General features: G+C 66.3%; 15 protein-coding genes. 6 read left to right on the forward strand and 9 right to left on the reverse strand.

Annotation, left to right across the window (positions count from 1 at the left end):
* Nucleotides 1-154: 154 nt before the first annotated feature.
* The 8 genes from gshB to rsmI form a co-directional block, all read right to left on the reverse strand.
* On the reverse strand, nucleotides 155-1099 hold the full coding sequence (gene gshB / locus ACIIOY_RS10895) for a glutathione synthase (protein WP_411034678.1): 945 nt from the start codon (nucleotides 1097-1099) through the stop codon (nucleotides 155-157).
* Nucleotides 1100-1167: 68 nt separating this feature from the next.
* The gene (locus ACIIOY_RS10900; protein ID WP_411034679.1) at nucleotides 1168-2160 is read right to left on the reverse strand and encodes an endonuclease/exonuclease/phosphatase family protein; all 993 of its coding nucleotides are present in this window, start codon (nucleotides 2158-2160) and stop codon (nucleotides 1168-1170) included.
* Nucleotides 2157-3263, reverse strand: coding sequence for a sn-glycerol-3-phosphate import ATP-binding protein UgpC (locus ACIIOY_RS10905; protein WP_411034680.1), 1107 nt, complete (start codon nucleotides 3261-3263; stop codon nucleotides 2157-2159). Before ACIIOY_RS10905 ends, ACIIOY_RS10900 begins: the two co-directional genes overlap by 4 nt.
* A gap of 14 nt (nucleotides 3264-3277) precedes the next feature.
* Nucleotides 3278-4120 carry a sn-glycerol-3-phosphate ABC transporter permease UgpE gene (gene ugpE, locus ACIIOY_RS10910; protein ID WP_411034681.1) on the reverse strand — a complete coding sequence of 281 codons (843 nt, stop codon included), beginning with the start codon at nucleotides 4118-4120 and terminating at the stop codon, nucleotides 3278-3280.
* A gap of 13 nt (nucleotides 4121-4133) precedes the next feature.
* Entirely contained in the window at nucleotides 4134-5015 is an 882-nt protein-coding gene (locus ACIIOY_RS10915; protein ID WP_411034682.1) for an ABC transporter permease subunit, read from the reverse strand.
* Nucleotides 5016-5174: 159 nt separating this feature from the next.
* The gene (locus ACIIOY_RS10920; RefSeq protein ID WP_411034683.1) at nucleotides 5175-6473 is read right to left on the reverse strand and encodes an extracellular solute-binding protein; all 1299 of its coding nucleotides are present in this window, start codon (nucleotides 6471-6473) and stop codon (nucleotides 5175-5177) included.
* Nucleotides 6474-6575: 102 nt separating this feature from the next.
* Nucleotides 6576-6944 carry a YraN family protein gene (locus ACIIOY_RS10925; RefSeq protein WP_411034684.1) on the reverse strand — a complete coding sequence of 123 codons (369 nt, stop codon included), beginning with the start codon at nucleotides 6942-6944 and terminating at the stop codon, nucleotides 6576-6578.
* Nucleotides 6934-7860 carry a 16S rRNA (cytidine(1402)-2'-O)-methyltransferase gene (gene rsmI, locus ACIIOY_RS10930; RefSeq protein ID WP_411034685.1) on the reverse strand — a complete coding sequence of 309 codons (927 nt, stop codon included), beginning with the start codon at nucleotides 7858-7860 and terminating at the stop codon, nucleotides 6934-6936. Before rsmI ends, ACIIOY_RS10925 begins: the two co-directional genes overlap by 11 nt.
* Nucleotides 7861-8074: 214 nt before the next feature.
* Between rsmI and dnaN the strand changes: the two genes are divergently transcribed.
* The 6 genes from dnaN to ACIIOY_RS10960 all read left to right on the forward strand — a co-directional run bounded on the left by dnaN (nucleotide 8075) and on the right by ACIIOY_RS10960 (nucleotide 12817).
* A complete protein-coding gene (gene dnaN, locus ACIIOY_RS10935) occupies nucleotides 8075-9193 on the forward strand; it encodes a DNA polymerase III subunit beta (RefSeq protein WP_411034686.1) in 1119 nt (372 codons plus the stop codon).
* A gap of 220 nt (nucleotides 9194-9413) precedes the next feature.
* Nucleotides 9414-10016 (forward strand): phospholipid N-methyltransferase PmtA, encoded by a 603-nt coding sequence (gene pmtA / locus ACIIOY_RS10940; RefSeq protein WP_411034687.1) that lies wholly within the window; start codon nucleotides 9414-9416, stop codon nucleotides 10014-10016.
* A gap of 10 nt (nucleotides 10017-10026) precedes the next feature.
* Entirely contained in the window at nucleotides 10027-10608 is a 582-nt protein-coding gene (locus ACIIOY_RS10945; protein WP_411034688.1) for a histidine phosphatase family protein, read from the forward strand.
* Nucleotides 10609-10610: 2 nt separating this feature from the next.
* A complete protein-coding gene (pyrF, locus tag ACIIOY_RS10950; protein ID WP_411034689.1) occupies nucleotides 10611-11309 on the forward strand; it encodes an orotidine-5'-phosphate decarboxylase in 699 nt (232 codons plus the stop codon).
* Nucleotides 11310-11429: 120 nt separating this feature from the next.
* Nucleotides 11430-11717 (forward strand): DUF1330 domain-containing protein, encoded by a 288-nt coding sequence (locus tag ACIIOY_RS10955; protein WP_411034690.1) that lies wholly within the window; start codon nucleotides 11430-11432, stop codon nucleotides 11715-11717.
* 119 nt (nucleotides 11718-11836) lie between these two features.
* Nucleotides 11837-12817, forward strand: a complete 981-nt coding sequence (locus ACIIOY_RS10960) for a complex I NDUFA9 subunit family protein (protein ID WP_411034691.1) — start codon at nucleotides 11837-11839, stop codon at nucleotides 12815-12817.
* A 442-nt stretch (nucleotides 12818-13259) separates the two neighbouring features.
* On the opposite strand, the gene ACIIOY_RS10965 is transcribed toward ACIIOY_RS10960, so the two are convergent.
* A complete protein-coding gene (locus ACIIOY_RS10965; protein WP_411034692.1) occupies nucleotides 13260-14066 on the reverse strand; it encodes an undecaprenyl-diphosphate phosphatase in 807 nt (268 codons plus the stop codon).
* Between the last annotated feature and the right edge of the window lie 5 nt (nucleotides 14067-14071).

Below are 14071 nucleotides of genomic sequence, written 5' to 3' on the forward strand. Positions count from 1 at the left end.
GGCACGAATTCCGGAATGAAACAAGAACAATTATAGAACTTGCTAAGACGTTCTCCACGCTTCGGTTGCACCGGGTTGCATCGGCGGAACGAAAACGGGACGTTCGCGAACGGACCGTCCCCGTGAAACTTTCGCAAGGGATGAGAAACGGGTTTCAGCGCTTCTTTTCGATCGCGTCCCAGAGGAGGGCCGCGATGTCGGCGCCGCCGAACTTCCTGACCTCGCGGATCCCGGTCGGGGACGTCACGTTGATCTCGGTCATGTAGTCGCCGATGACGTCGATGCCGACGAGCAGGAAGCCGCGTTCGCGCAGGGCGGGGCCGATGCGGGCGCATATCTCCTCCTCGCGCGCCGTCAGCTCCGTCGCCTCGGCGCGGCCGCCGACATGCATGTTGGAGCGGCTGTCATGCTCGGCGGGCACGCGGTTGATCGCACCGACCGGCTCGCCGTCGACGAGGATGATGCGCTTGTCGCCCTTGCGCACGTCCGGCAGGTATTGCTGGGCGATGAAGGGCTCGCGGAACATCTGGCCGAACATTTCGAGAAGCGAGGAGAGGTTGCGGTCGTCCCTGGTGGAATGGAAGACGCCGGCCCCGCCGTTGCCGTAGAGCGGCTTGAGGATGATGTCGCCCATCTCCTCCCGGAAGCGGCGGATCTCCGCCGGATCGCGGGTGATGAGGGTGGCCGGCATCAGGTCGGCAAATTCGGTGACGAAGATCTTTTCCGGGGAGTTGCGCACCCAGGCCGGGTCGTTGACGACGAGGGTCTTCGGGTGGATGCGCTCCAGCAGGTGCGTCGAGGTGATGTAGGACATGTCGAAGGGCGGGTCCTGGCGCAGCAGCACCACGTCCATCGTGGAAAGGTCGACGCGCTCGGCCTCACCCAGCGTGTAGTGGTCGCCCTTGACGTCGCGCAGTTCCATCGGCTCGACGGTGGCATAGACCTTGCCGTCGCGCAGGCTGAGGCGATCCGGCGTATAGTGGAAGAGCCTGTAGCCGCGGCTTTGCGCCTCGAGGCTCATGGCGAAGGTGGAATCGCCGGCGATGCTGATGGTCGACACGTGGTCCATTTGGACCGCGACGTTCTTGATCTTGGCCATGAAAGTCCCCTCAGGAATGCCCGACACATTTAGGGTGCCGCAGGCGGGAACGCAACGGGCTTGCCTCCTCAGGCGAAACCGTCGATGCGGCAGGTGATGAGGTCGTGGTCGGAGAGCGGCCGTCCGGAGGGGCAAAGCGAGGCAACGATGCGCGTGTCGGACACAGCAAGGCCGCGCGAGAGGAACCAGTCGAGCTTCATCGCCCGTTCGGGCCAGCGGGTGATGAGGCTCGGACGCGTGGTCATGGCGTCGAGCGGGCCGCCATGGCGGGTGAAGCCGCGTTCGGCGGCGCGGGCGAAAAGGCCCTCGGCCTCGAAATCGCCGCCGGCATGGTTGCCGGTGTTGAGGTCGCCGCCGATAAGCAGCGGCCGGCCGGGGAACGCCGCGTCCAGCGCGTCCATGAGGCCCACCATCTGGCGTTCGCGATAGGCGGCGCTGGCGGCGCTTTCCAGGTGGGTGGAGACGACGACGAGCGGACCGGCCTGCGTCACGACGGTCCCGCCGATCGCCATGCGTTCGCCGAGACGCGGCTGATCCACCTCGCCCATGAACCAGAGCCGACCGCCTTCGAGGCGCAGCAGGAAGGGCTCGTGCACGGGCACGGTGGAGAGGAGGCCGTTGCCGTGCAGGCCCCGGCGGTTGAAATCGTCCTTGCAGAATTCGCGCTCCGTGTCGGAGCCGAGCCCGAGCTCGATGAATTCGACGCCGTAAAGGTAGGCCATGCCCAGCTCCTCGGCGACTTCCGCCGTGGTATGGCGCTGGCGCGTGCGGGCCATGCCGTCGTCCATTTCGGAGACCAGCACGATCTCGGCGCCGGTCGCGCCGAGATGCTCGGCGCTTTGCAGCGGAAACAGGCAGCGCTCCAGGTTCCAGGCGGCCACGGTGAAAGGAAAGGGTAGCGGCTCGGCGCGTTCGGCAAGGCCGCCGGCTTCGACGGCGTTCATGCAGGCGAGCTCCGCCATGCGGGCGTCGTGCGCGGAAACGGATTTCTCCAGCGCGGCGATCGCGGCGCGTTCCGCAGGGGTCGGCGCGGCCAGCCGGTCGACGGTCGTGCGGATCATGACGCCACGGCCTCCGGAGCGGCCGCGGCACGGCCGATCGCCGTCTGCGACCAGTCGATGCGGCGACCGCCCGCGGTGTCGAAGAAGTGCAGCCTGGAGGGCTGGATGGAGAGAGATGCGGTCTCGGGAAGCGGGACTTCGGAGGAGGTCGCCGCGACCATGGGCTGATCGCCGACGAAGCCGTGCACGAGCCGCTGGGCGCCGAGTTCCTCGACATAGTCGACGCGGAAGGGCAAGGCGCCTTCCGGTCCCGAATGAAGGCGAAGGTCTTCCGCACGCAGGCCCACGGTGACGGCACCCTGCGCGGGCACGGCCGAACCGAGGTCGACCAGGGCCGGGCCGATCGCAAGCCTGCTGCCGTGAATTTCGCCGCTGACGAGGTTCATGGCCGGCGAGCCGATGAAGCTCGCGACGAAGGTCGTCGCCGGACGGTGGTAGACGTCGAGCGGGCGGCCGACCTGCTCGATCCGGCCACCGGAAAGCACGACGAGCCGGTCGGCCAGCGTCATGGCCTCCAGCTGGTCGTGCGTCACATAGAGCGAGGTCGTGCCGACGCGGCGCTGCAGGCGCTTGATCTCGCCGCGCATGGAGACGCGCAGCTTCGCATCGAGGTTCGACAGCGGCTCGTCGAAGAGGAAGGCGGAGGGTTTTCGGACGATGGCGCGGCCCATGGCGACGCGCTGGCGCTGGCCGCCGGAGAGCGCGCGGGGCTTGCGCTCCAGATAGGGCTGGAGCTCCAGCATGCGGGCGGCTTCCGCCACGCGCGCGTCGATCTCCGCCTTGGGCGTGCGGCGGTTCTTCAGGCCGTAGGCGAGGTTCTCGTAGACCGTCATGTGCGGATAGAGCGCGTAGTTCTGGAAGACCATGGCGATGTCCCGGTCGGCGGGGTCGACCTCGTTGACCACGCGCCCGCCGATCGCCACCTGTCCTCGGCTTATCGTCTCCAGCCCGGCGACCATGCGCAAGAGCGTCGACTTCCCGCAGCCGGACGGGCCGACGAGCACGATGAACTCGCCGTCGGCGATGTCGATGCTGACGGAGCTGACCGCGGTCACCCCGCCATTGTAGACCTTGGACACGTCCCTGATGCCGATCGATGCCATCGGACGAAACTCCCCTATTTGTCGCTTTCGGTCAGGCCCTTGATGAACCACCGCTGGAAGATCAGGACGATCATCACCGGCGGCAGCATGGCGAGGATCGCCAGCGCAAAGGCCTCGTTGTAGTCGGGAATGTTGGAGCCCACCCAGACGAGCAGGATCTGCTTGATGCCGCGCACCAGCGTGAAGAAGCGCTCATCGGTGGTCATCAGCGTCGGCCAGAGATACTGGTTCCAGCCGTAGACGAACATGATGATGAAGATGGCGGCGATCATGGTGCGCGAGAGCGGCACGAGCACGTCGATGAAGAACTTGAACGGCCCTGCCCCGTCGATGCGCGCGGCCTCCAGCAGTTCCTCCGGCACGGACTTGAAGAACTGGCGGAAGAAGAAGGTGCCGGTGGCGGAGGCGAGCAGGGGCACGATGAGGCCCGTATAGGTGTTGGTGAGCGAGAGCTTGTTCATCACCTCGTAGGAGGGGACGATGCGCACTTCGAGCGGCAGCAGCAGGGTCGTGAAGATCATCCAGAAGAACAGCGTGCCGAGCTTGAAGCGGAAATAGACAATCGCATAGGCGGCGAGCATGGACAGGATGATCTTGCCGGCGGCGAAACCCACGCCGAGGATCAGGGAATTCCACACCATGCGCGCGCCGGTGATCTCGCCGGTGAAACCGCCCTTGCGGGTCAGCACGGTGTTGTAGGTCTCGGTGAAGTTGCCGCCCCAGGACAGCGACAGGCCGTTCCTGTGGATGTCGGCCGCCTCGTGCGTCGAGGTCATGAAGGCGACCACGACGGGCGCGACCATGACGAAGACGCCGAGGAGGAGGACGAGGTGATCGAAAAGACGGATGCGGTTCATCGCGGGCGCCCTCTCAATTGTAGTGCACGCGCCGCTCGATGAAGCGGAACTGGAAGACGGTGAGCACGAAGACGACGATCATCAGGATCACGGACTGGGCGGAGGAACCGCCGAGGTCGTTGCCGCGGAAGCCGTCCATGTAGACCTTGTAGACGAGCGTGATGGGGTTGTTGGCGGCCTTGTCCTTCACCATCACGTCGATGACGCCGAACGTGTCGAACAGCGCGTAGGTCATGTTGATGATGAGCAGGAAGAAGGCGGTGGGCGCGAGCAGCGGCAGCGTCATCGTCCAGAAGCGCCGCATGCCGGAGCGGCAGTCGATGGCGGCGGCTTCGCGCACGGAGGCGGGGATGCCCTGCAGGCCCGAGAGGATGAAGATGAAATTGTAGGGGATCTGCTTCCAGACCGACACGACGATCATCGCGAAGGCGGTGTCGTAGTAGTTGAGGCCGACCTTCATGTCCCAGCCGAAAAGCCCGGCGAACTTGACCAGCGGGCCGATATGCTGGTCGAAGAACATCATGCCCATGAGGCCGGCGACCGGCGGGGCGATGGCGTAGACCCAGATCAGCAGCGTCTTGTAGGCGGAGGCGCCCTTCAGCACCGCATCCGCCTTCACGGCGAGCAGCATGCCGAGCCCAAGCGACAGGAAGGTGACGAGCGCCGTGAAGACGACGGTGAAGCGGGCAATCGCCTGGTACTGCAGGGAAGCGAAGGCATCCGAATAGTTGCCGAGGCCGACGAAGGTGGAGCCGAAGCCGAAGGGATCCTCGAGATAGAAGGACGAGCGGATCGCCTGGATCGACGGCCAGTAGAAGAAGACGACGATGATCGCCATCTGCGGCGCGAGGAAGAGATAGGGCAGAAAGGGCGAGGAGAATTGCACGCGCTTCATGGGCGATCCTTCGATGGCAGCCCCCTCATCCGGCCTGCCGGCCACCTTCTCCCCGAGGGGAGAAGGTGAGATGCTGTAACGTCGCCGGTCCCCCCTCTCCCCGTGGGAAGAGGGTCGCCGAGCGAAGCGGAGGCGGGGTGAGGGGAAACCCCTACCCTATCAACCGGCGGTCTTGGCGAAGCGGGCGAGCAGCTCGTTCGCTTCGGTCTCGATGGTCTTCATGGCGTCCTCGACGGAGGTTTCGCCGGCGAAGATGCGGCCGTATTCGCGCTCCATGATCTCGCGGATCTGCGGGTAGAAGCCGAGGCGGTAGCCCTTCGACCATTCGCCCGACGGCAGCATGAGCTGCTGGATGCCGACTTCGGCGACCGGGGTCTTCTCGTAATAGCCCTCGGACTTCGCTAGCTCGTAGGCCGCCTTGGTGATGGCGACGTAGCCGGTGGCCTGATGGTAGAACTTCTGGATTTCCGGCGAGGTCAGGAACTGGAAGAAGTCGGCCGTGCACTTGTTCTCGGCGTCCGGCTTGCCGGACATGGCGAAGAGGGCGGCGCCGCCGATGAAGGTGTTGGTGCCGGCGCCCTCGACGCTCTGCCAGTAGGGCAGGAAGGTCGCCGTGAAGGGCTTCTGCGCGGTCTTCTGGAGGCCGCCGAACGAGCCCGAGGAGCCGATCCAGAACGCGGCCTTGCCGTCTTCGAAGAGCTTCTGGTTGTCGTTCCAGCCGGCGCCGTAGTAGCCGAAATAGCCTTCGTCAGCCCAGGCTTTCAGCTTGGTGAACATCATGACGAGGTTTTTGTCCGTCATGTTGATCCTGGTGTCGGTGACCGAGTCGTAGCCGTTGTTGTTCGTCGCGAACTGGATGTTGTGGCGCGAGAAGAAGTTCTCCGTGAACTGCCAGGTGAGCTGCGACTGGACGAGCGGCAGGTAGCCGGCTTCCTTCAGCTTCGGGGCGATCGCCTCGAACTCCTCCCAGGTCTTCGGCGCTTCGACGCCGGCCTTTTCGAGGGCCTCGGTGTTGATATACATGATCGGCGCCGAGGAGTTGAACGGCATGCCGACGAACTTGCCGTCCGGCGCGGCGTAGAAGTAGCGCACGCCCTCGATGAAGGCATCGCGGTCGAACGCGTGGCCGGCGCCGGTGATGAGATCCTCCGCCGGGATGACGGCGCCGGGCGCGTTGATGATCGTCGCCGCGCCGGCGTCGAAGACCTGCAGGATGTTGGGCTGTTCGCCCGAGCGGAAGGCCGCGATGCCGGAGGCGAGCGCTTCCTCGTAGGTGCCCTTGGAAACCGGCGTGAGGGCGCAGGCCGACTGGGCGGCGTTGAACTTCTGGGCGACTTCGTTGATGACTTCGCCGTTGCGGCCGGCCATGCCGTGCCACCAGGTGATGTTGGTGGCGGCCATCGCGGTCGTGGCGGAAACGGCGAGTGCGAAACCTGCGAGGGAAAGCGGCTTGAACATGGGTTGCTCCTCTTCACCGGACTTGGTGTGAGGGTGCACTAATCAGCCACCGTGACGGACGCGTTACGGTTTCGTGTCAGTTCCGTTACATTTTGCCTTTGATCAGAACGCATCCACAAAATGCCGGGGAAGCCGCCACGGAAGCACCGCCACGATGTCGTAGCGCAGCGACAGGCGATGGGCATCCGGCTGGCGGGCGAGCCAGAGCTCGCTCGCCGCGCGGATGCGCTGCTGGGCGGTTCCGGTGACGGCGAAGACGGCGCTGCCGACATCGCGGCGGGCCTTCACCTCCACGCAGACCACCAAGTCGCCGCGCCGGGCGATGATGTCGATCTCGCCGAGCCTGGTGCGATGGCGGATGGCACGGATGCGGTATCCCTTGGCGATGAGGTAGAGCGCGGCAACGTATTCGCAGACGCGCCCGCGGCGGAAGGCCCTGAGCCGGTTCGGATCCGCCGTCCTATCCCGCATCGGCGTCCTTCAGGCCGAGGAGGCGCTGGTAGAGCTCCTTGCGCGGCAGGCCGGTCCGGCGCGCCGCCTCGGTCGCCGCCTTGCCGGCCGGCATGTCTTTTGCCAGCGCGGAAAGCAGCCGGTCGACGTCCGCCGCCTCCGGCGCCGCCGCCTCGCCGGGCGGGCCGACGACGAAGACGATCTCGCCCTTCACCGCCGGCCCGTCCTTGTAGCGGGCCGCGAGCTCGCCGAGCGTGCCGCGGCGGAATTCCTCGAAGGTCTTCGTGAGCTCCCGGCAGACGCAGGCCGCGCGCCCTTCGCCCAGCACCTCCGCGGCAGCCGCGACCGTCGCGGCGATGCGGTGCGGCGATTCAAAGAAGAGGAGCGTTGCCGGAACGCCCGCCAGCTCGGCCAGGCGGTCGCGCCGCGCCTTGTCCCTGGAGGGCAGGAAGCCGGCGAAGAAGAACGCGTCGTTCGGCAGGCCGGAGCCGACGAGGGCGGCGAGCGGCGCGGACGCGCCCGGGATCGGCACGACGCGATGGCCGGCCTCGATCGCCGAAAGCGCCAGCCGGTATCCGGGATCGGAGACGAGCGGCGTGCCGGCATCGGAGACGAGCGCCACGGACTTTCCGGCCGCAAGCGCGGCGATGAGGCGCGGGCCGGCCTCGGCGGCATTGTGCTCGTGATAGGCATAGGGCCGGCCCGCAATGCCGTAGCGGTCGAGCAGAACGCGGGTGACGCGGGTATCCTCGCAGGCGAGCACGTCGGCGCCGGCGAGCGTTTCCAGCGCGCGCAGCGTGATGTCCGACAGGTTGCCGATGGGCGTTGCGACCAGGTAGAGCGCCGGCTCCAACGGCCGGGCGGGGATCACGGCATTGTTGAGGCGGAAAGTCTTTCCGCCCTCGCCTGCGCCGCCTGCCGCCCTGCCGTCCTGCATCGTTCCCTCGCCCTTCCTTTTCCTCCTTATGGGCGAGCAAGCAGGCCCCCGCAAGGTGCAGCCGCCAAGGAAGATGCGTCTCGTATCGTTAGCACTTGCAAAGTTCCGCAAGTTTCTGCCATTTTGCCCGTCCACATCTTCCGGCGCCTGCCGGAATTCCAAGGCAATGCCGCGCCGGCTCCCGGCGTGCTAGCGGTCGAAAGCGGTACAGTTCATGCGCATTACTCTCGAGCGGTCCAACCTTCTGAAGTCGCTGAACCACGTCCATCGCGTGGTCGAACGGCGCAACACGATCCCGATCCTCTCGAACGTGCTCCTGCGCGCGGACGGCGCGAGCCTCGACATGAAGGCGACCGACCTCGACCTCGAGATCACCGAGGCGACGCCCGCCCAGGTGGAGCAGGCCGGCGCCACCACCGTTCCGGCGCACCTGCTCTACGACATCGTGCGCAAGCTGCCCGACGGCTCGGAAGTGCTGCTGGCCACCGGTGCCGACGGCGCTTCGATGACGGTGGCCTCGGGCCGCTCGAAGTTCTCGCTGCAATGCCTGCCGCAGTCCGACTTCCCGGACCTGACCGCCGGCAGCTTCTCGCACACCTTCCGCCTCAAGGCGACGGACCTGAAGATGCTGATCGATCGCACCCAGTTCGCGATCTCGACGGAGGAGACCCGCTACTACCTCAATGGCATCTTCATCCACACGATCGAGAGCAAGGGCGACCTCAAGCTGCGCGCCGTCGCCACCGACGGCCACCGCCTGGCCCGCGCCGATGTGGACGCCCCGTCCGGCTCGGAGGGCATGCCGGGCATCATCATCCCGCGCAAGACGGTCGGCGAGCTGCAGAAGCTCGTCGACAACCCGGACCTTACCGTTACCGTCGAGGTCTCCGACGCGAAGATCCGCTTCACCATCGGCTCGATCGTGCTGACCTCCAAGCTGATCGACGGCACCTTCCCGGATTACCAGCGCGTCATCCCGACCAGCAACGACAAGGAGCTGAAGATCGACTGCCAGTCCTTCGCCCAGGCCGTCGACCGCGTTTCCACCATCTCCTCCGAACGCGGCCGCGCCGTGAAGCTGGCGCTGAGCGACGGCCAGCTGACGCTGACGGTCAACAACCCGGATTCGGGCAGCGCTACGGAAGAACTGCCGGTCGGCTACGAGAACGACCCGCTGGAAATCGGCTTCAACGCGAAGTACCTGCTCGACATCACCGCGCAGCTTTCCGGCTCCGAAGCCGTCTTCATGCTGGCCGATCCGGGCTCGCCGACGCTGGTGCGCGACCTTGCCGGTGACGACGCGCTCTACGTGCTCATGCCGATGCGCGTGTGAGAACGGCCGCCGCGGCGTCGGGAAACCCTGTGAGGAACCCGCCGGCCGGCCGGCGGGTTCTTTTTTAAGCAGCGCGCCGCCTCGAAGGAAACTTGCAGGCGGCGGCGCAATCAGACTTGTTTTTGACGCAAACCGCGTCACATATTCTGTCTACGCTGGACGGACCGGGCGGAATGAAAGCCGCCGCGGCCGTTTGGATGCTACCACGAAGGGGGACGGCATGACGTTGCGCGTAAAGGTGAAGGAGCGGCTCGGCAAGAAGTTCGACGACGAGATCCGCTTCTTCAAGGGCTGGGTGAGCAACACGAAAGCGGTCGGCGCCATCATCCCGACGTCTTCCGTCACCGCGCGCCGCATGGCGAGCGTCGTCAATCCCGCCTCCGGCCTGCCCGTTCTCGAACTCGGTCCCGGCACCGGCGTCATCACCAAGGCGATCCTCCAGACCGGCCTTGCGCCGGAGAAGTTGACGTCGGTCGAATTCTCCACGGATTTCTACAATTACCTCGTCGAGCGCTTCCACGGCGTCAATTTCATCAACGGCGACGCCTTCGACCTCGACAGGACCCTCGGCGACCTCCGCGACGCGACCTTCGACAGCGTCATCTCCGCCGTGCCGCTCCTCAACTTCCCGATGCACCGGCGCGTCGCGCTGATCGAAGACCTGCTTGCCCGCGTCCCGGTCGGCCGCCCCGTCGTGCAGATCTCCTACGGTCCGCTCTCCCCCGTCGTCGCCGTGCCGGACCGCTACCAGATCAGCCATCTCGACTTCGTCGTGCGCAACATCCCGCCGGCGCAGCTGTGGACCTACCGCCGCACCCATTGAGCGGGCAGCGGTGTTCGCCCTCTACATCACCCACCCGCAGGTCGCGATCGACCCCGCCGTGCCTGTGCCTGAATGGTCCCTTTCCGAGCGCGGCCGGGCGCGGGCGCGGATCGCCGCGGGGTCCGGCTGGGCACGGCGGATCGGGCGCTTCGTCGCCAGCACCGAGCGCAAGGCGACCGAGACGGCGGACATCCTTTCCGCCGGCCGCCTTCCCGTCGAAACCGACCCCGACATGGGCGAGAACGACCGTTCCGCGACCGGATTCCTGCCGCCCGACGCCTTCGAGGCGGCGGCCGACGAATTCTTCGCCCGTCCGGAAACGAGCTTCCGCGGCTGGGAGCGCGCGGCGGATGCGCAGGCGCGCATCGTTGCGGCAGTCGAGCGCGTGCTTGCCGGGCATGACCCGGCGGTTCCCATCGCCTTCGTCGGCCATGGCGGCGTCGGCACGCTGCTGAAATGCCATCTCAAGGGTACGCCGATCCGGCGGGACGGCGACCAGCCGGCCGGCGGCGGCAATCTTTTCGCGTTCCGCCTTGCGGACCGCACCGTGACATGCGACTGGACGCCGATGGAATCTTGGAAGGGGATTTGACCATGCCCGCGCGCGACCGCCTGATCGTTGGCCTCGATGTACCGTCCGTCGCGGAGGCGGAAAAAGTGGTCCGGACGCTGGGCGATACCGCACTCTTCTACAAGATCGGCTACCAGCTCGTCTTTGCCGGCGGCCTGGAATTCGCCCGCGACCTTGCCAGGGACGGCAAGAAGGTCTTCCTCGACATGAAGCTGCTCGACATCGACAACACGGTGGCGAAGGGCGTCGAGAACATCGTCAAGATGGGCATGTCGATGCTGACCCTGCACGCCTATCCGAAGGCCATGGCCGCCGCCGTCGCCGCCGCGAAGGGCTCCGACCTCCGTCTGCTTGGCGTGACCGTGCTGACCTCCATGGACGCCAAGGACGTCATCGACGCCGGCTACGAATACGACCCGCATACGCTCGTCCTGCGCCGCGCCGAACAGGCGCGCATCGCCGGCATGGGCGGCGTCGTCTGCTCGGCCGAAGAATCCAGGGCGGTACGCAAGATCGTCGGCCCCGACATGGCGATCGTCACGCCCGGCATCCGCCCCGCCGGCGCGGAACCCGGGGATCAGAAGCGCGTGATGACGCCGGCCGATGCGCTGAAGGCCGGCTCCAGCCACCTCGTCGTCGCCCGCCCGATCGTCAAGGCCGACGACCCGCTGGCCGCGGCCAGGGCGATCCTCGCCGAGATGGACGGCGTGCTGGCGGCGTGAAATAACGTCCCTTTCGGGTTCCCTTCGTCCGGTCCTCCGTTCCCTTCCCCCGTTGGGGGAGAAGGTGCGGCAGACGTGAAGGGGTATCCACGGCAACGCTGACAGAAAAGGGAGAGAAACATGCCCAAGGGCTACTGGATCGCACAGGTCGACATACGCGACCCCGAGCGCTACAAGGACTACGTCGCCGCCGCCAAGCCGGCCTTCGAGAAGTACGGCGCGAAGTTCATCGCCCGGGGCGGCGCCTACGAGCGGCTGGAAGGCCGCGTGCGTGCCCGCAACGTGATCATCGAGTTCCCTTCGCTTGCCGCCGCCGTCGAATGCTACAACTCGCCGGAATACCAGATCGCCGCCGCCATCCGCCACGAAGTGGCCGACGCGGAGATGGTGGTCGTCGAAGGCCTCTGAACCGCAAGCCGCAAGCCCTTGCAAGACCGGCATGAGGGACGCTTCGCCGCGCTTCACCTTGCCGGTCGTTTGGGCTATGTAGGCCTCACCTACCCATCATGTTCTTCAGGAGCAGCCTCATGACCTTGTCCAACCTTCCGCCGCTCGTCACCGTCTTCGGCGGCTCGGGCTTCGTCGGGCGTCATGTGGTGCGCGCGCTCGCGCGGCGCGGCTATCGCATCCGCGTCGCCGTCCGCCGCCCGGATCTCGCCGGCTTCCTCCAGCCGATCGGCGGCGTCGGCCAGATCTCCTTCGTCCAGGCGAACCTGCGCTACCGCCAGTCCGTCGACCGTGCCGTCGAGGGCGCCGACCACGTCGTCAACTGCGTCGGCATCCTCTTCGAGAGCGGCCGCAACAATTTCGATGCCGTGCAGGATTTCGGCGCCCGCGCCGTCGCCGAGGCCGCCCGTGCCGTCGGCGCCAAGCTCACCCACATCTCGGCGATCGGCGCCGACGAAAAGTCCGCCTCCTCCTATGCCCGCACCAAGGCCCGCGGCGAAGCCGCCGTCATGAAGACGGTTCCGGACGCGGTCATCCTGCGCCCTTCCATCGTCTTCGGCCCGGAGGACGGCTTCTTCAACAAGTTCGCCGACATGTCGCGCCTGGCCCCTGCCCTGCCGCTCATCGGCGGCGGCCACACGAAGTTTCAGCCGGTCTATGTCTCCGACGTCGCGGAAGCCGTCGCCCGCTCGGTGGACGGCACCATCGAACGCGGCCGCATCTACGAGCTCGGCGGCCCGGAAGTGCTGACCTTCCGCCAGTGTCTCGAATTGATGCTGCGCGTGGTCGACCGCAAGCGGCCGTTCGTCACCCTGCCCTTCGGCATCGCCTCGCTGATCGGCTCCATCGCCTCGCTCGTACCCTTCATCACGCCGCCGCTGACGGCCGACCAGGTGGCGCTGCTGCGCTCGGACAATGTCGTCTCGCAAGCCGCGCGCAACGAAGGCCGCACGCTCGAAGGGATCGGCATCGAGCCGGTGCTCGCCGAGGCGATCCTGCCGAGCTACCTCGTGCACTATCGCCAGCAGGGCCAGTTCACGCGTATCGACCGCACGGTCTGAGGCGCCCTTCTCCCATCCGGAACCGGCCGCCGCGGGGGCAATCCCGCGGCGGCCGGCCCTTTTCCTGAAGGCGCCTTGGACGCGCTGTTGCACTTATGCAGCGGTTAAAAAAAGCGTTGAGGCGTTTACGCGGGATTCAGCATGTCCCGATATTGATTGTGACCGGACCAGCGAATAAACACCGCCCCCGCCGCGTGATGCATGAAAGGCAGAGAGCGGCGCATTTCAGCACGTTGAGAGGCTTCCGGCGCATATGGGCAAGGCAATTGCAATCTTCTTCGGATTTTCGGCTCTGGTCATCGTGGCCGGGTCCTTTGCCGCGCCGTCGACGGTCTCCGCCAGCAAGCACGGCTGCTCGCCGGCCTACGGCATCGATCCCTGCACCACGGCAGCGGCAAGATAGGCTCCGGCCGGCCTGAGCCGACCGGCCGAAGCGCGCCCTTCAGCCGAAGACCATGAGGCCGATCAGGCCCAGCGTTCCGACGACGATCCGCCAGATGGCGAAGGGTGTGAAGCCGCGGCGCGACACGAAGTCGAGCAGCGAGCGCACGACGAAGAGACCCGCCACGAAGGCAGCGGCGAAACCGACGCCGATGACGAGAAGATCGTCGGACGAGAGCGCGTCGCGGTTCTTGTAGAGATCGAGCGTGAAGGCGCCGACCATGGTCGGCATGGCGAGGAAGAACGAGAACTCCGCGGCGGACCGCTTGTCCGTGCCCATCAGCAGGGCGCCGGCGATCGTCGCGCCCGAGCGCGACGTGCCGGGAATCATCGCCAGGCACTGGCAGAGGCCGATCTTGAAGGCGAGCGACGGCGGATACGTCATCGCGTCCGTATAGCGGGGCGTGAGCGGCAGGCGGTCGATCACGTAGAGGATGACCCCGCCGACGATCAGCACGATGCAGATCAGCATCGGCGTCTCGAAGAGCACCGTCTTGATGAAATCGTGCGCCAGCGCGCCGATGACGGCCGCCGGCAGGAAGGCGACGAGGATGCTGGCGACGAAGCGCCGCGCTTCAGGGCTGGAGGGCAGCGCGAAGGCGATATGCAGGAGCTTTGCCGCATAGACGGAGAGGATCGCGAGAATCGCGCCGAGCTGGATCAGCACGGCGAAGGTGTTGCCCGGCGACTTGAAGCCGAGGAAATGCCCGGCGAGCAGGATATGGGCGGTGGAGGACACGGGAATGAATTCGGTCAGGCCCTCGATGAGACCGAGAATGAGGGCGCTGACAATGGATTGGTCTGCCATGAAAG

It is taken from the genome of Shinella agrisoli (assembly GCF_046557955.1).
In the GTDB taxonomy this organism is placed as follows: Bacteria; Pseudomonadota; Alphaproteobacteria; order Rhizobiales; family Rhizobiaceae; genus Shinella.

Bases quoted from the DNA above. Each gene is read 5' to 3' on its own strand.
- gshB (WP_411034678.1), bottom strand. From the start codon at position 1,099: ATGGCCAAGATCAAGAACGTCGCGGTCCAAATGGACCACGTGTCGACC.
- ACIIOY_RS10900 (WP_411034679.1), bottom strand. From the start codon at position 2,160: ATGATCCGCACGACCGTCGACCGGCTGGCCGCGCCGACCCCTGCGGAA.
- ACIIOY_RS10905 (WP_411034680.1), bottom strand. From the start codon at position 3,263: ATGGCATCGATCGGCATCAGGGACGTGTCCAAGGTCTACAATGGCGGG.
- ugpE (WP_411034681.1), bottom strand. From the start codon at position 4,120: ATGAACCGCATCCGTCTTTTCGATCACCTCGTCCTCCTCCTCGGCGTC.
- ACIIOY_RS10915 (WP_411034682.1), bottom strand. From the start codon at position 5,015: ATGAAGCGCGTGCAATTCTCCTCGCCCTTTCTGCCCTATCTCTTCCTC.
- ACIIOY_RS10920 (WP_411034683.1), bottom strand. From the start codon at position 6,473: ATGTTCAAGCCGCTTTCCCTCGCAGGTTTCGCACTCGCCGTTTCCGCC.
- ACIIOY_RS10925 (WP_411034684.1), bottom strand. From the start codon at position 6,944: ATGCGGGATAGGACGGCGGATCCGAACCGGCTCAGGGCCTTCCGCCGC.
- rsmI (WP_411034685.1), bottom strand. From the start codon at position 7,860: ATGCAGGACGGCAGGGCGGCAGGCGGCGCAGGCGAGGGCGGAAAGACT.
- dnaN (WP_411034686.1), top strand. From the start codon at position 8,075: ATGCGCATTACTCTCGAGCGGTCCAACCTTCTGAAGTCGCTGAACCAC.
- pmtA (WP_411034687.1), top strand. From the start codon at position 9,414: ATGACGTTGCGCGTAAAGGTGAAGGAGCGGCTCGGCAAGAAGTTCGAC.
- pyrF (WP_411034689.1), top strand. From the start codon at position 10,611: ATGCCCGCGCGCGACCGCCTGATCGTTGGCCTCGATGTACCGTCCGTC.
- ACIIOY_RS10955 (WP_411034690.1), top strand. From the start codon at position 11,430: ATGCCCAAGGGCTACTGGATCGCACAGGTCGACATACGCGACCCCGAG.
- ACIIOY_RS10960 (WP_411034691.1), top strand. From the start codon at position 11,837: ATGACCTTGTCCAACCTTCCGCCGCTCGTCACCGTCTTCGGCGGCTCG.
- ACIIOY_RS10965 (WP_411034692.1), bottom strand. From the start codon at position 14,066: ATGGCAGACCAATCCATTGTCAGCGCCCTCATTCTCGGTCTCATCGAG.